Consider the following 15,098-nt stretch of genomic DNA (forward strand, 5'->3'; position numbering starts at 1 on the left):
GTCTTGAACGCCTATCAAATAGTCTGAAAAACGGGCGCTCAGCTGATCGCCCGTGCCGCCTCGCGGTAAAGCGTCGGCGGGACGCCGACATGGTCGCGGAAGAAGCGCGAGAAATTGCCCTGGGTAGTGAAGCCGAGATTGCAGGCGACCGAGATCAGCGGCTCCTGCGACCATTGCAATTGCCGCACCGCTTCCTCCATGCGCAGCGTATTCCAATAGACGTTGGGCGTCAGATTGGTCTGTTCCTTGAACAGCGCGAAGAAATGCGGCCGCGACAGGCCGACGCTGCGCGCCACGTCGTCGAAGCAGATGCGCTCGCAGACATTGGCTTTCATCAGCTGGATCGCCTTGCGGACGCGGAAGTCCTGCATGGTGTTGACGCGGGCACGCACGGTCTGCGGTGCGGACGCGTCGGCGGCATCGAGCACGCTGTCGATGAAGCGCTCGATCTCGTAACTGGCGATGTCGTCGATGCTCTCATTGTCGCTGAGATGGTCGAGGAGGTTAGCCGCTGCCTTGTGCAGCCAAGGCTCGAGCGTGATTGCCGGGGCGGAGAACAGCGGCGCGGCGGAAGGCAGCTCGCGGCGTTTCCGTGCCCAGTCCGGATCGATGTAAAAGGCGAGGAACAGGCCGGGCGTGCCGTCGCGGGACAGAGCGTGGCTGTGCGGCTGGAAGGAATTGATGCCGGCGGCGGTGCCCGGTCCAAGCCGCACCGTCTCGCGGCCGATGGTCATCTCGCCGGCGGTGCCTTCCAGCCAGATGATGATATGCGCCTCGACATGGGCATGGGTGACGAAGTCGCTGGCGACGTTCAGGACAGAAACATGTCCGAACCGGCCCCAGTAGAGCCTGATCGCTTCCGTCATGGGTGCATCCTCCCGCAGGCGACTGGCCTCCCTTCGCCTGCTGCGGGCGATTGTGCGGCTCAGTTTGGGCTTGCGTCAAGACGCATGTGCACGCCCGGGCGCCGGCCATGCGCCGCACCGGCGGATTTTCAGACTCGGCGATAGGAGCGCGTCCCCTTCTCCCCCTGCGGGAGAAGGTGGATCGGCGCGTAAGCGCCGAGACGGTTGAGGGGTGTTGGAAGAAATGAGGCGATGCCAAGCTGGCGCACCCCTCATCCGTCGCCTTCGGCGACACCTTCTCCCACAAGGGGAGAAGGGGACGTTGGGGCTTGAACGTCAGTCGTTGCGCCTGAAATTGCGGATGCGGTCGAACAGCACGGCGAGCAGGATGGCGCCGCCGATGAACACGCCTTGCCAGAAGGCATTGATGCCGAGCAGGCCGAGGCTGTTGCGGATGACCTCGATCAGCGCCGCGCCGACGACCGCGCCGAAAGCGGTGCCCATGCCGCCGGCCAGGTTGGCGCCGCCGATGACGGTGGCGGCGATCACCTGAAGCTCCATGCCGTTGCCGAGATTGGTGGTGACCGCGCCCAGCCAGCCGGTCTGGATGATGCCGGCAAGGCCAGCCGCCAGTGCCGAGATCATGTAGACGACGACCTTGATCTGGCGCACCGGAACGCCGGTCAGCGTCGCCGCATGCTCGTTGCCGCCGATGGCGAAGATGTGCCGGCCGAATTTCGTCCAGCGCAGCACAAAGCCGGTGATCAACGCCAGCACGATCATGTAGAGCACCGGATTGGCGATGCCGAACACCCATGCGCCGCCGCCCAGCGCCAGCAGCTTGTCGTGGTCCGGCCCGAACTGGAAGACGACGGTGTTGTTGGAGGCGACCATGGCAAGGCTGCGCGCAATCGACAGCATGCCGAGCGTCACCACGAAGGGCGGAAAGCCGAGATAGGCGATCAGAATCCCGTTGAAGGCGCCGATGATCAGCGCTGTCGCGATCGCGGCGCCAATGCCGATCTCGATGCCGTAGCCGGCATGCATGGTCACGGCCAGCACCATCGAGCAAAGGCAAAGCACGGAGCCGACCGACAGGTCGATACCGCCCGTGATGATGACGAACGTCATGCCGAGCGCCACGATGGCGACGAAGGTGACGTTGCGGGTGATGTTGTAGAGGTTCTTGGTCGTGGCGAAGGAATCCGTTGCCACCGACAGGAACAGGCAGGCGAGGATGACCGCGATCACCACCCAGAAGGTCTGGCTGGCAAACACCTTGCTCAGCAAGGTGTGCTGCTTGTGCGCGATCGTCTGATCAAGGGTGACAGCCATTATCGACCTTTTTTACTCATGGTTGAGGCGTCAATCATACCTGTTCGATGGCGCCGGTGATGAGTCCGGTGACTTCTTCCGGCGAACTGGATGCGATCGTCTTGTCGGCGACCTTGCGGCCGCGCCGCATGACGATAACGCGGTCGGCAACGTCAAAGACGTCGGGCATGCGGTGGCTGATCAGCACGACGGCGATGCCCTGGTCGCGCAAATGGCGGATCAGGTTCAACACCTCGGCGACCTGGCGCACCGAGATCGCCGCCGTCGGCTCGTCCATCAGCACGATCTTGGCCTGCGAAAGCATGGTGCGGGCGATGGCCACCGCTTGCCGCTGGCCGCCCGACATTTGTTTGACCAGGTCGCGCGGGCGCGTTTCGGATTTCAGCTCGGCAAAGATCTGGCCGGCACGCTTGTACATCGCGGCATAGTCGAGGATGCGAAGCGGCCCGAGGCCGCGGCGCAATTCGCGGCCGAGATAGACGTTGGCGGCGGCCGTCAGATTGTTGCACAGCGCCAGGTCCTGATGGACGATTTCGATGCCGTGCTGGCGCGCCTCGACCGGCTTGTGGAGGATCAGCTCCTTGCCGTCCATCTGCATCGTGCCATGGCTCGGCGGGAAATTGCCGGCGATCATCTTGACCAGCGTCGACTTGCCGGCGCCGTTGTCGCCCATCAGGCCGACAACCTGTCCCGCTTCGATCGACAACGAAACGTCGTTGACCGCCTGGATGGCGCCAAAATGCTTCGAAATGTTGGTGAGTTCGAGAACCGCCACCAGCCTTCTTGCCTCCCCGTGCTTTGGGGCCTGCGGTTCTGCCGCGGCCTTTCGCTCTTCCCAGTTCCTCCCGGAAGCAGCGATTTCGCCCATTTACGCATAAGCCTTCTTGGCGTCAACCACGGCTTCTTTCGAAAAATCAGTTTTGTAGGACAAATAGCATTGACGTCGGTGACAAGGCGATATTAGCTAAGTGTCGGAGGAGCTTGCGCCGAGCCACCGGGTTGCCGGAAGGAAATCGGTGAGGGTTTGTCGGTCAGGGATTTGGCAACCGGCGATATCTGTCGATGCCTGTCTGAGACTGAATATGAAAATGCTTATCGACCTGGCTTGGCGACACGAGTGCGACGTCCTCTGTCATCTTGCTCCAGGTCGATCTGTGTGTGGCGGGCACGCGGTGTCCGTTTGTTTCAAAAGGGAGGACTGACATGAGGAAATCACTATTGCTCGCTGCCGCCGCCGTCATGGCGTTGGGTGCCGGGCCGGCCATGGCCAAGAAACAGCTCGTCATCGTCGTGAAGGGTCTCGACAATCCATTCTTCGAGGCCATCCATCAGGGCTGCGAGAAATGGAACAAGGAAAACGCCAGCTCGGAATATGAGTGCTTCTACACCGGACCGGCGTCGACCTCGGATGAGGCCGGTGAAGCCCAGATCGTCCAGGACATGCTGAGCAAGCCCGACACGGTGGCGATGGCGATTTCGCCGTCGAACGCGCCATTGATCGCGCAGACGATCAAAAGCGCCAATCCGTCGATCCCGATCATGACCGTCGACGCCGACCTCAGCAAGGAAGACGCGGCGCTGCGCAAGACCTATCTCGGCACCGACAACTACCTGATGGGTCACAAGATCGGCGAATACATCAAGAAGGCCAAGCCGAATGGCGGCAAGATCTGCACCATCGAAGGCAATCCGGCGGCCGACAACATCCTGCGCCGCGCGCAGGGCATGCGTGACGCGCTTTCAGGCAAGGACGGCCTCGCGGCGCTGGCGGGCGAAGGCGGCTGGACCGAAGTTGCCGGCTGCCCGGTGTTCACCAATGACGACGGCGCTAAGGGCGTGCAGGCGATGACCGACATCCTCGCCGCCAATCCCGATCTCGACGCCTTCGGTATCATGGGCGGCTGGCCGCTGTTCGGCGCTCCGCAGCCCTATCGCGACCTGTTCAAGCCGATGGCCGACAAGATCGCCAGCAACGCCTTCGTCATCGGCGCCGCCGACACGATCGGCGACGAGGTGGCGATTGCTCGTGACGGGCTGGTGACCGCACTGGTTGGCCAGCGGCCGTTCGAGATGGGCTACAAGGCGCCTTCGGTGATGATCGACCTGATCGAAGGCAAGCCGGTGGCCGATCCGGTGTTCACCGGCCTCGACGAATGCACCAAGGATACTGTCGACACCTGCATCCAGAAGTAGGTCGGCAATTACGGGGCGCCCGACGGGCGCCCCGTTACGCATCGTCCATACAAACGCACGAGGCGACGCTGCTTTGGAGCGTAGGCCGCTGCCTTGTCGTGCCCTGAATTCAGGCTTTCGACAAGCAGCTGCCGGGGAATACGAATGCCGGACGCGACATCAAAAAAGCGACCCGCCAAGAAGGCAGAGGCTGAGCGGCCGGCCGGCGTTCGGCGCGCCGACGCCGCACACTTTCCCGGCTCGAGCGTGCATGCGTCGCTGGCCAACGAGATCGGGCTGAGGATCGTGCGCGGCGACTATCCGCCGGGAACCATCCTGCCCAACGAAGCCAAATGGTCCGAGACCTTCGACGTCAGCCGCTCGGCGGTGCGCGAAGCCATAAAAATGCTAATGGCCAAGAGCCTGCTTGCCTCGCGCCCGAAGATCGGCAGCTGGGTCGAGCCGAAGGAGCGCTGGAACCTGCTCGATCGCGATGTGCTAGCCTGGTACGCGACCTCGCCGGATCGTGAGGTGTTCCTCAGGACCGTGCAGGAATTCCGCCACATCATCGAGCCGGAGGCCAGCGCCTTTGCCGCGATGCGGCGCACCGACGAGCAGATGGCCGAGATCAGCCAGGCCTGCCGCGAGATGGGCGAGGCGACCAATCTGCAGGAGCGAACGCGCGCCGACACGCGGTTCCACCTCGCCATCCTGCGGGCCTCGGGCAACGATCTGCTGGTGCCGCTCGGCGTGCTGATCGAATCGGCGCTCGATCACCTGTTTGTTTTCGTCACGCGCGAAACCAGCGACCAGCAGCATGCGCAGAGGCTGCACGAGGCAATCGAGAAGAACATCCGCCTGCAGCGGCCGGCTGCAGCCCGTGCCGCGGTGCACAGACTTCTCGCCAACACCGACGACGTTATCGGCCGGTCGCGGCGGTGATGGTTGCACAGGGCTGGCGAACTCGGGTGGGACAGGAATTCGGTTTTTATCGTCGCAATGTACTTTGTTCTTGATTTGTGCCGGCAGCTATGCTACTAATTTGGGTATGGTGCGAATTGGCGCCGACGACCCGCCCACCGAGGCGGGTTTTTTGTTTTTGGCTTCTTCCGATCGGAAGTGCGCGTGCTTTGGTGCACAGACTTCTCGCCAATACCGACGACGTTATCGGCCGGTTTCGGCGCTGATTCGATCGTTTCTCGGCCAACTGCGTGTAAGTCGGGTCAACCAGCAACGAAGGTCGATCGTTCCCGTCAGTCGCAAATCGCAAATTTAGGAGATTAGCCGAAACCCTCCCTTCGTCATCCCCTCCCTTCGTCATCCCTGGGCGGAGCAAGGAGCGAAGCGACGCGGCGCAGACCCGTTACCTTGCGGCAGTGCTCCAGCGGACCAGAACCAAACGCTGCCACCCCCGTCCTGCGAAAAAGCTCGAAGCACTCTGCGACTGGTCGTCTCGATCAATTCGGTCTTCCATTGGCGGAGCCAGCGCTTCAGCAGCTTCTGGCTCGCGGTCATGGTGGAAGGGCAACGAGCGCAATGGCGGATACAAGCGCCGTTCTGAGCCGCGCTGCATTCTTCGGCTGATCTCACGGCATGGATCCCAGGGTCTGCGCGACGTCGCTTCGCTGCTGCTCCGCCCTGGGATGACGAAGGTGTGGTGTCATGTGGCTAATCGCCAGCGTTGGAGATTGGCGGCTGTAGCTGGTCGGCAGCGAACGTCTACAGTTGTGCGACACTCCCAGGCGTTAATCTCAACGTTCTCAGATCGTCTGCTTCTTGCCGTCCCTGGTCGGCATCAGGTCGACGCCGTTGACCTTGCCGATATGCGTGGCCAGCATCGGCACGTACTGGTCGGCGGGGCCGGCCGCGAAGGCGCCGGCGAAGGCGTTCTTGGTGGCGTTGCCGAGCGGGTTGGCGATGCCGGCAGCACCCGCCATCGACTCGAGATAGGTGAGATCCTTGAAGGCGTTGGCGATGGTGAATTTGTGGGCGTCGCGGTCGCCTTCCAGCGTCCAGCGCATGAAGGTCTGGTAGAAACCGCAATCCATGCGGCCGTTGCGGATGACGCTGTCGAAGCGCGGCGGCGAGATGCCGACCTTCTGCGCCAGCGCCAGCGCTTCGGAATAGATCGCGGCGTAGCCGAGCGAAATGAAGTTGTTGAGCAGCTTCATGCGGTGGCCGTCGCCGGTGTCGCCGATATGGACGATGCGCCCGGCCCAGGTTTCGAGCACCGGCTTCAGCCGGGCAAAGACCGCGTCGGGCGCGCCGACCATGGCGTCGAGCGTGCCTTCCCAGGCTTCCTTCGGCGTGCGGCTGAGCGGGGCATCGACATAATCGACGCCTAGCCCCTTGAGTTCGGCGGCCAGCGCCACCGTCGAAACGGGATCAGAGGTCGAGCAGTCGACGACAACCGATCCCTGCTTCAGGCCTTCCTTGAGGCCGCCTGGGCCGCGGATGATGGCTTCGACCTCGCGCGAGCCGGTGACGCAGATGAAGACGATGTCGGAGGCCGCCGCGACGTCGCGCGAGGTCGCCGCTTCCCTGGCGCCGCGGCCGAGCAGGTCTTGCGCCGGCGCGCGGTTCTTGCGGCCGAGAAACGTCAGCGGATAGCCCTTGTCGACGATGTTCTTCGCGATCCCGTGCCCCATCAGGCCAAGCCCGATGAAGCCAATCTTTTCGCTCGCGGCGGTCGTGTTCATGTCGTTTCGTCCTATCTTGCAATGATGGATGACGGCGCTGCAGCTTGCCGGCGAATTGTTGAAGCGGGTTTTTGCCGCATGCCATGGCAGGCGATTGCAGAGTTCGATATTGTCTGACAATACACATGAATTCCAGGGAGAGCAAAATGACGAAGCGGATTATGTTCACCGGCGGCAGCGGCAAAGCCGGGCGCCACGTCGTGCGGTATCTCGTCGAGCAGGGCTGCCAGGTACTCAACATCGACACCAAGCCGCTCGACAATCCCAAGGTGCGCACGCTGATCACCGACATCACCGACAGCGGGCAGGTGTTCAACGCGCTGTCGAGCTATATGGGCCTGCATGAATTCGACCCGTCGCTGCGCACGCAGCCGGTCGATGCCGTGGTGCATTTCGCGGCGATCCCGCGCATCATGATCACGCCCGACAACGAGGTGTTCCGCATCAACGCGCTCGGCACCTACAACGTCATCGAGGCCGCGGTGAAGCTCGGCATCCGCAAGGTGGTGATCGCCTCCAGCGAAACCACCTACGGCCTGGTCTTCGCCAACGAACCGCGCGATCCGACGTATTTCCCGCTCGACGAGGAGTACGACGTCGATCCGATGGACAGCTATGCGCTGTCCAAGGTCGTCAACGAGAAGACCGCGCGGGCGTTTGCACAACGCGATGGCAGCGACATCTACGCCCTGCGCATCGGCAACGTCATCGAGCCGCATGAATATTCGCTATTTCCGAAATGGTTCGCCGATCCGGGTTTCCGCAAGCGCATCGCCTGGAGCTATATCGACGCGCGCGACCTCGGCCAGATCACGCTGCGCGCCATCGAGAAGGACGGGCTCGGCTATCAGGTGTTCAACGCCGCCAATGACGACACCTCGTCCGACCTGCCGACGGCCGAACTTTTGAAGCGGTTTTATCCCGACGTGCCCGTCAAGGGCGATCTCGGCGAATACGAGACGCTGCTCTCCAACCGCAAGGCGCGCGACATGCTCGGCTTCCGGCCTGAGCACAGCTGGCGGAAATACGTCAAGACGGGCTGACGGGCGGATCTGACGCGGAGCCGCCACTGGGCCAGCCCCGATTTTTTCGTCATGAGGCTAGGCTCACGCGTTTGCCGCGCGCGGGCAATCGAGCTACTTGTCTTTCCAGAAATCGGCCTGGAGTTGCGCCGCTTCATCGGCAAGCAGCGGGCCGACGACTTCAGTCGGACGCTGCCCGGCTTCGAAGACGATCCTGCAGGGCAGGTCGAGCGTGGGATTCTCGACATGTGCACCCGTTACCCGCTTGAGGTCATGTTCGCTCTGCCCAAAGACGACCCGTCCGATGCCCGCCCAATAGATTGTCCCAGAGCACATCGCGCAAGGTTCGGCCGAGGTGTAGAGGGTGCAGGAAGCCAGCTTTTCGAGACTGACATTCATCGCCGCCCACGAGGCCAGCAGCCTTTCGGCGTGAGCGGTGCGGTCGCCCCCGCCGGCTTTGTAACCGTTGGGCTGCTCGCGCAACACATTGCCGTCCTTATCGGCGAGGAGCGAACCAAAGGGATGTTCGCCAGCATCGCGGGCTCGGCGCGCGACTTCGAACGCCTGACGGAGCAGACGCTCATCATAGGGCCGTTGTGGCATCGGCAGATCCTCCGCCGCTTGACCATAGTGCCGAACAATCCGCCGACACAAGGTGGCGGCCTAGGCGGTAGTGCCTCAGTTTCACGCGCCCCGACCAGCGATGGCACCGAAGGCGGGAAAGCGCGGGCCATACAAAGCGTACCGGTGGCGATTAGCGCATTGGCAACCTCTTGCGTACGCACTATGTTCTAGTGACAAATCAGCAGGAGGCACGAATGGGCGACCACAACCTTTCTAGACTCGTTGAGCTAGCAAAGGGCGTTCACATGAACGACGAGCAGCGCAACGAACAGCGCAACAGCTTCGTGTACGGAAACACGAAGATCGAAAATAGCAATGTGACGCGTGAACTGGTGGAAGAAATCTCACATCGTGTGCCGAGAGAAGCTGTCCACGGCCGGTAGAGAGTAAAGCGTGGCGGTCGATCACAACACACGGCTTGAGATTGAAAATGGATTTCGCCAGTACGACCTAACGCTAGATGTCATTCGTTACTATTTGGAACCCGATCGGCCGTTCGCCCTTCGGGTTCCTTTAATTTTGGACCTGCAGCGAGAGGCTGTTCAGGGAATAGAAGCCGAGCCCGGGGAAATACGCAAAAACCCCGCCGGCATCCACAAGAGTAAGCACTCGCCGCCGCCGCCTCATTTGGTGACAACGCACCTAACCGAATTTTGTGATTACATAAACGACAATTGGCACGAGCGAACTGCGTTTTATCTATCAGCGTATGCCATGTGGCGGCTGAATTGGATTCACCCGTTTGCTGACGGAAATGGCCGCACCTCTCGAGCATTATCCTACTTATTGTTGAGCACTAAATTGGGTTACGTGTTGCCGGGGTCCCCAACAATCCCTCAACAAATCGAGACCGATAATAGCCATTACATTGAGGCTCTCGAAATGGCCGATGAGGCTGCTAGCAATGGTGAAGAGGACATCAGTGAGATGGAGAATATGGTTCGCGCAATGCTCGCGAAACAGCTCATTTCCGTCATCGACCAAGCCGGCGGCCAAATTTCAAACTGACCAACTTCCCGCTCAGGCTCAAGCCTCGTTCCGATTGGGCCGTTGAGCCAGCCAGATGCTGCCGATGACGAAAACGACGCCGGCGATTTGAGGCAAGGTCAGCGTCTGATCCAGGAATACCCATCCAAGCAGCACGGCGGTCACCGGGCTGAGGAAAAGCAGCGATGACACCACTGCGGATTCTAGTCGCGCAATGCCCCGGAACCAGAGGACATAGGTCAGCGCCGCACCGATCAGCCCGAGCCACGCCAGTCCAAGCAGGTTGGCGCCGGTCGGGAGCGGGATGGACGATTCGAAAAGCAGAGCCACTGGAACGAGAAGCAGACCGCCGGCGGTCAGCTGCCATGCCGTGAAGGTAAGCAGCGATACTGGCGGTTGCCACTTACGCGACAATACGCTTCCGAAGGCCATGGAGGCCGCCCCGGCGACGCCGGCGGCAACGCCGGCCGCATCGAGCGTCGCGTTCGGGGTCAGCACCAGCAACGCGACACCTGCGATCCCGACAAGGGCGGCGACGATCGCCAACGGCCGGACAGGGCTGCCAAGCATGGCAGCGGCAAGGAAAATCACAATTAACGGCTGGACCGACAGCACCGTCGCGGCGACCCCGCCCGGAAGCCGGTAGGCGGCGACAAACAACAGGCTCAGGAAGATCGAGATGTTGAGGGCTCCGAGCAGGAAACTGCGTAGCCACCAGATGCCCGTCGGCAGTTGCCGAACGATCGCGAGCAGCAGCAATCCGGCGGGCAAGGCTCGCAGCATTGCAACCGTCATCGGCGAAAAGTTCGGCAGGAACTGCGTGGTGACGATGTAGGTGCTGCCCCATATTGCGGGTGCAATGGCTGTAAGCAACAGATCGGAACGGTGCGTTTTCATAAGATTTCCAGTACTTCGGCAAGGGGGCGACGCGGCTTTTGCGGCCAGTTTCCGGGCGCGGCGCGGCCGACTGCGATGAGCATCACCGGCACTTCATTGCGCCCAAGGCCAAACTCGCGCGCCACGCCTTCGGCATCGAAGCCGGCCATCGGACCGGAGACGAGCCCCAGCGCTTCGGCCGCGAAAATCAGCGTTGCAGCGCCGAGCGTTGCCGAGCGCACCGCCTCGTCGCGGGCCGCTAGAGGATCGGCATATTGGGCGCGGGCGCCCTCCCGCCAGCCCGAAGCCATATCCGCCGGCATGAAGCCGGCTTCGACGAAAGGACGCAGCCTGGCATTGAGGGCAGCGTGGTCGGGCAGTACGCCGCAGACGATGAAGGTGACCGCTGCTTCCTGCACCTTGGCCTGGCCATGGGCCACGCTGCGCAACCGCGCCTTTGCTTCCGGCGTCCGCACGGCGATGAACCGCCAATTCTGAAGGTTGTAGGCGCTTGGCGCGCGCGTTGCGAGGCGTGCCAGTTCCTCGACCTCGGCATCCGTCAATGCGTGCGAGGCATCGAACCGATTGGCCGACATGCGCCGCTCGATCAGGGAGATTGTGGGGTTGGTCATCATGTCGTTCCGAATTGAGCAAGCCGTTCGGATAGCAGATAGAGAATTTACCAACGAGCGATAATACGCGATAATTGAAAGACATTGTTTACTAGAAGAGAATGATGAGATGGATCGCCTGACGGCGTTGCAGGTTTTCCGCCATGTGGCGGAACTGAACAGCTTTGCCGAAGCCGGACGGCGGCTCGGTCTCTCTCCTCCTGCGGTCAGCAAGAACATCGCCGAATTGGAGGCGCATCTGGGGGTGCGGCTTATCAACCGGACAACGCGGCGCATGGCCCTGACCGAAGAAGGCAGAATCTATCTGGAGCATGTCACGCAGGGGCTCGATGCGCTGGCCAGGGCCGACCAGGTCCTCGGCCCGGTCAAGACGGCGCCGAGCGGCACGTTGCGGGTCAGCGCGCCGATGACTGTCACATTGACGCGGCTTTCGGCTGCCATCCCCGCGTTTCTATCGCGCTATCCCGATTTGAAACTCGATCTGCATCTTGACGACAGGCGCGTCGATATCGTGCGGGAGGGATTTGACCTGGCCATTCGCGGCAGCGATAATCTCGAGGATTCCAGCCTGGTCGCGAGAAAGCTTGCGGTCATGCCGCACGTGCTTTGCGCGGCTCCGTCCTATTTCGAGGAGCATGGCCGGCCCAAGACGCCTGCCGATTTGAAGGCGGCCAATTGCATCCGGTTCAGCCTCTCGGGGCATGCGGACATATGGGAATTCCGCAAGGACGGCCGCGCCGAGCGGGTCGCCATCGACGGACGATATACGGTCTCGTCAAGCCTTGCCGTGCGCGATGCGCTGCGCGCCGGCTTCGGCGTCAGCCTGATCCCCTATCCCTATGTCGAGAGCGACCTGAAAGCAGGCCGGCTGCAATCGGCTCTGGATGACTGGGAAAAGGTCGAAACCACGCTCTACGCGGTCTATCCGGCACGGCAGCATCTTGCCCCGAAAATCCGCGCCTTCCTTGATTTCCTGATCGAGGAATTCAATCGGAACCAAGAGAAGCCGTTTGTGCCGCTCCGGCGTGAGCGCTCGGCAAAGCGCGGTGTCGGGGAGGGGACTGAGGCGGAAAACCAAACTGAGATATTGCCGTCGATTTCATCTCCTTGACACGCCTCCAAATCCGGACTTTGTGGAGCTATGCAGGACGCGAAGCCGAACAAGGGAAAGACAGCGGCCGAGGCGTTCGCCGAACGCACGAGCGGTATTCGCCGGGCCGATGCGGCGCGCATGCCGGGGTCGAGCGTTCACGCGTCGCTCGCCAACGAGATCGGGCTGAGGATCGTGCGCGGCGACTATCCGCCGGGAACCATCCTGCCCAACGAGGCCAAATGGTCCGAGACCTTCGACGTCAGCCGCTCGGCGGTGCGCGAAGCCATAAAAATGCTGATGGCCAAGAGCCTGCTTGCCTCGCGCCCGAAGATCGGCAGCTGGGTCGAGCCGAAGGAGCGCTGGAACTTGCTCGATCGCGACGTGCTGGCCTGGTACGCGACCTCGCCGGATCGCGAGGTGTTCCTCAGGACCGTGCAGGAATTCCGCCACATCATCGAGCCGGAGGCCAGCGCCTTTGCCGCGATGCGGCGCACCGACGAGCAGATGGCCGAGATCAGCCAGGCCTGCCGCGAGATGGGCGAGGCGACCAATCTGCAGGAGCGAACGCGCGCCGACACGCGGTTCCACCTCGCCATCCTGCGGGCCTCGGGCAACGATCTGCTGGTGCCGCTCGGCGTGCTGATCGAATCGGCATTCGATCATCTATTTGCTTATACCACGCGGGAACTCGACGATTTGCAGCATGCGCAGAGGCTGCATGAGGCGATCGAGAAGAGCATCCGCCTGCAGCGGCCGGACGCGGCGCGCAATGCGGTGCGCAAGCTGCTGGCCAATACCGACAGCGTCATCAAGTCCAGGTAGCGGCCGTTCAGCTACAGATTGAGCGCTCAGTCGAAGGGTTCGGTCGCCAGATGCTGCCACGTCAGGCCGAGGAGCAGCTCCTGGTCGCGGGCGGCGTGTTCGGGCGGGTTGACGACGGGGTCGCCATTGACGATGGCCGCCCAGAAGCCACGCATCTCCTCGACGAAGGCTTCTGCGTAGCCGGCGCGCAAATCACGCTTCGACAGTATGTGACCGTCCGAGGTCGTCACCGTCAGCCGGGTCGGATGATGGTTGAGCCAGGGCGAGGGGAATTCGAGCTCGAGGCTGGCATCGTCGAAGAACAGCGTGATCCGCTCCTTGTAGTCGGCAAGCTTGGGCACGGTGAGATGGGTCATGGTCCACAGCGCCTGCCCGTCCAGCAACTTGACGGCGCCCTGGCCGCCGTCGCCATTGGCAAAGATCTGCGCTCCGACGACCTCGCCGTCCGGCACGCCGAGCGCGTCGAGCAGGCCGTGGACGGCGTTGACGTCGTGAATCAAGGCCGAGCTGTAAGCGCCGATAAATCCACGGAAAGCGAGCTTGGTCACGGGGACATCGATGGCGTATTCGACCTGGCGCTTCTGCTTGGCGGCGACAGCGGCGATCAGGTCGTTGGGGATATCGGTGCCGCGCCTGTAGGGCTGGTGGGTGATGAACGGCCAGGCGTCGGGATCGTTCACTTCCACCGAGACCGCGCGCAGCGTGTTTGATGTTCCAGGCAGCGAAGCGAGCGCCAGCCGGTAGCTCGGATCGAAGCGCTTCATATAGCCGACCTGAACGATTTTCCTGGCGGCGTCGCGCGCGGCGATGATCTCGGCGATTTCCGCCAGCGAATAGCAAAGCGGCTTTTCGCAAAAGACATGCAGGCCAACCGCCAGCGCCGCCAGCACCTGTTCGTGATGTAGCGGGTCCGGCGAGCCGATCACCACCGCGTCGAGGCGTTGGTCGAAGAGCTGGTCGATCGTTTCGAAATTGGCAATGCCATGGGTGTCGGTGACGAACTGCCGCGAAATCCTGGAGGGATCGGCGACCCCGACCAGCTCGAACAATTCGCTGAGGCGCAGCAGATTGGGAATATGCTCGACCTGCGAGACCATGCCGGCGCCGACGACCCCGACGCGTAACCTGCTCATTGGATCATTCCCCGCAATGTCCTGATGTCAGCTCAAGGCGCCGCAGGCGGCCGGTTGCCGATCTGGGCGAGCAGGCCGGCAATCTCCGCCTCGACCGCTTTCAGATCCTCGCCGCCCGACATGATCGAGATGACCTCGTCGCGCGAGATCTCCGACTTGGCGTAGGTACCGCGATTGCGGCCGCGGTTGAGCAGGGTGAAGGTGTCGCCGACCGGATAGGCATGGTGGATGTTGTGGCTGATGAAAATGACGGCCAGGCCCCGCATGCGCGCTTCGATGATGAATTTCAGCACCATCGCCGCCTGGTGGACGCCGAGTGCGGAGGTCGGCTCGTCGAGGATCAGCACGCGCGCGCCAAAATGCACGGCGCGCGCGATCGCCACCGACTGGCGCTCGCCGCCCGACAGCGTGCCGACGGCTTGCGTCGGATCGCGCACGTCGATGCCGATATCGGCCATCGCCTGCCTGGCGATGGTGTTGGCGCGCTCCTTGTCGATGCGCGAGAAGGGCAGGCTGCTTTTGGTCGGCTCGCGGCCGAGGAAGAAGTTACGGGTGATCGACATCAGCGAGATCATGCCGAGGTCCTGGAACACCGTTGCCACGCCGAGTTCCTGCGCGTCGCGCGGGCTGCGGAAAGTGACCGGCTTGCCGTCGACCAGGATTTCGCCCTTGGTCGGCCGGTAGACGCCGGACAGAACCTTGATCAGCGTCGACTTGCCGGCGCCGTTATCGCCAAGCAGGCAGTGGACCTCGCCCGGATAGACCTTGATGTCGATGTCCTGGAGGGCGCGCACCGAACCGAAATTGACGCTGACGCCGCGCAGTTCCATTGCTGGCGCGGTCATTTGGGCCGGCTCG

At 62.4% G+C, this 15,098-nt stretch carries 16 protein-coding genes; 7 read left to right on the forward strand and 9 right to left on the reverse strand.

Going from position 1 to position 15,098, the window contains the following annotated elements:
- Positions 1-38: 38 nt before the first annotated feature.
- The 3 genes from NKH83_RS21500 to NKH83_RS21510 form a co-directional block, all read right to left on the reverse strand.
- Positions 39-866, reverse strand: a complete 828-nt coding sequence (locus NKH83_RS21500; protein WP_352475460.1) for an AraC family transcriptional regulator — start codon at positions 864-866, stop codon at positions 39-41.
- A 315-nt stretch (positions 867-1,181) separates the two neighbouring features.
- Positions 1,182-2,180, reverse strand: a complete 999-nt coding sequence (locus NKH83_RS21505) for an ABC transporter permease (RefSeq protein WP_352475459.1) — start codon at positions 2,178-2,180, stop codon at positions 1,182-1,184.
- A gap of 34 nt (positions 2,181-2,214) precedes the next feature.
- Complete coding sequence (locus NKH83_RS21510; RefSeq protein WP_023675804.1) at positions 2,215-2,955, reverse strand: ATP-binding cassette domain-containing protein; 741 nt, start codon at positions 2,953-2,955, stop codon at positions 2,215-2,217.
- A 428-nt stretch (positions 2,956-3,383) separates the two neighbouring features.
- Between NKH83_RS21510 and NKH83_RS21515 the strand changes: the two genes are divergently transcribed.
- Together NKH83_RS21515 and NKH83_RS21520 are read left to right on the forward strand one after the other, a co-directional pair.
- Positions 3,384-4,373, forward strand: coding sequence for a sugar-binding protein (locus NKH83_RS21515; protein WP_254820533.1), 990 nt, complete (start codon positions 3,384-3,386; stop codon positions 4,371-4,373).
- A 144-nt stretch (positions 4,374-4,517) separates the two neighbouring features.
- On the forward strand, positions 4,518-5,294 hold the full coding sequence (locus NKH83_RS21520) for a FadR/GntR family transcriptional regulator (RefSeq protein WP_254820534.1): 777 nt from the start codon (positions 4,518-4,520) through the stop codon (positions 5,292-5,294).
- A gap of 818 nt (positions 5,295-6,112) precedes the next feature.
- Here the strand turns inward: NKH83_RS21520 and NKH83_RS21525 are convergent.
- Positions 6,113-7,051 (reverse strand): NAD(P)-dependent oxidoreductase, encoded by a 939-nt coding sequence (locus NKH83_RS21525; protein WP_352475458.1) that lies wholly within the window; start codon positions 7,049-7,051, stop codon positions 6,113-6,115.
- 146 nt (positions 7,052-7,197) lie between these two features.
- On the opposite strand from NKH83_RS21525, the gene NKH83_RS21530 reads away from it, so the two are divergent.
- Positions 7,198-8,094 carry an NAD-dependent epimerase/dehydratase family protein gene (locus NKH83_RS21530; protein ID WP_352475457.1) on the forward strand — a complete coding sequence of 299 codons (897 nt, stop codon included), beginning with the start codon at positions 7,198-7,200 and terminating at the stop codon, positions 8,092-8,094.
- A 93-nt stretch (positions 8,095-8,187) separates the two neighbouring features.
- Here NKH83_RS21530 and NKH83_RS21535 read toward each other — a convergent pair whose 3' ends face one another.
- Entirely contained in the window at positions 8,188-8,676 is a 489-nt protein-coding gene (locus NKH83_RS21535; RefSeq protein ID WP_254819093.1) for a nucleoside deaminase, read from the reverse strand.
- A gap of 215 nt (positions 8,677-8,891) precedes the next feature.
- Here NKH83_RS21535 and NKH83_RS21540 point away from each other — a divergent pair, with 215 nt between their 5' ends.
- Both NKH83_RS21540 and NKH83_RS21545 read left to right on the forward strand, forming a co-directional pair.
- On the forward strand, positions 8,892-9,080 hold the full coding sequence (locus tag NKH83_RS21540; RefSeq protein WP_352475456.1) for a hypothetical protein: 189 nt from the start codon (positions 8,892-8,894) through the stop codon (positions 9,078-9,080).
- Between the two features lie 10 nt (positions 9,081-9,090).
- A complete protein-coding gene (locus NKH83_RS21545) occupies positions 9,091-9,705 on the forward strand; it encodes a Fic family protein (protein ID WP_352807287.1) in 615 nt (204 codons plus the stop codon).
- An 18-nt stretch (positions 9,706-9,723) separates the two neighbouring features.
- Here the strand turns inward: NKH83_RS21545 and NKH83_RS21550 are convergent, their stop codons facing one another.
- Together NKH83_RS21550 and NKH83_RS21555 are read right to left on the reverse strand one after the other, a co-directional pair.
- The gene (locus NKH83_RS21550; RefSeq protein ID WP_352475454.1) at positions 9,724-10,581 is read right to left on the reverse strand and encodes an EamA family transporter; all 858 of its coding nucleotides are present in this window, start codon (positions 10,579-10,581) and stop codon (positions 9,724-9,726) included.
- Entirely contained in the window at positions 10,578-11,192 is a 615-nt protein-coding gene (locus tag NKH83_RS21555; RefSeq protein WP_352475453.1) for a nitroreductase family protein, read from the reverse strand. Before NKH83_RS21555 ends, NKH83_RS21550 begins: the two co-directional genes overlap by 4 nt.
- A 109-nt stretch (positions 11,193-11,301) precedes the next feature.
- Between NKH83_RS21555 and NKH83_RS21560 the strand changes: the two genes are divergently transcribed.
- Positions 11,302-12,303, forward strand: coding sequence for a LysR family transcriptional regulator (locus NKH83_RS21560; RefSeq protein WP_352475452.1), 1,002 nt, complete (start codon positions 11,302-11,304; stop codon positions 12,301-12,303).
- Between the two features lie 30 nt (positions 12,304-12,333).
- Positions 12,334-13,107, forward strand: coding sequence for a FadR/GntR family transcriptional regulator (locus NKH83_RS21565; protein WP_352475451.1), 774 nt, complete (start codon positions 12,334-12,336; stop codon positions 13,105-13,107).
- 26 nt (positions 13,108-13,133) lie between these two features.
- Here NKH83_RS21565 and NKH83_RS21570 read toward each other — a convergent pair whose 3' ends face one another.
- Positions 13,134-14,240, reverse strand: a complete 1,107-nt coding sequence (locus NKH83_RS21570; protein WP_352807292.1) for a Gfo/Idh/MocA family oxidoreductase — start codon at positions 14,238-14,240, stop codon at positions 13,134-13,136.
- A gap of 32 nt (positions 14,241-14,272) precedes the next feature.
- On the reverse strand, positions 14,273-15,085 hold the full coding sequence (locus NKH83_RS21575) for an ATP-binding cassette domain-containing protein (RefSeq protein ID WP_254819104.1): 813 nt from the start codon (positions 15,083-15,085) through the stop codon (positions 14,273-14,275).
- Between the last annotated feature and the right edge of the window lie 13 nt (positions 15,086-15,098).

Source organism: Mesorhizobium sp. M0909 (assembly GCF_040319515.1).
GTDB lineage: Bacteria > Pseudomonadota > Alphaproteobacteria > Rhizobiales > Rhizobiaceae > Mesorhizobium.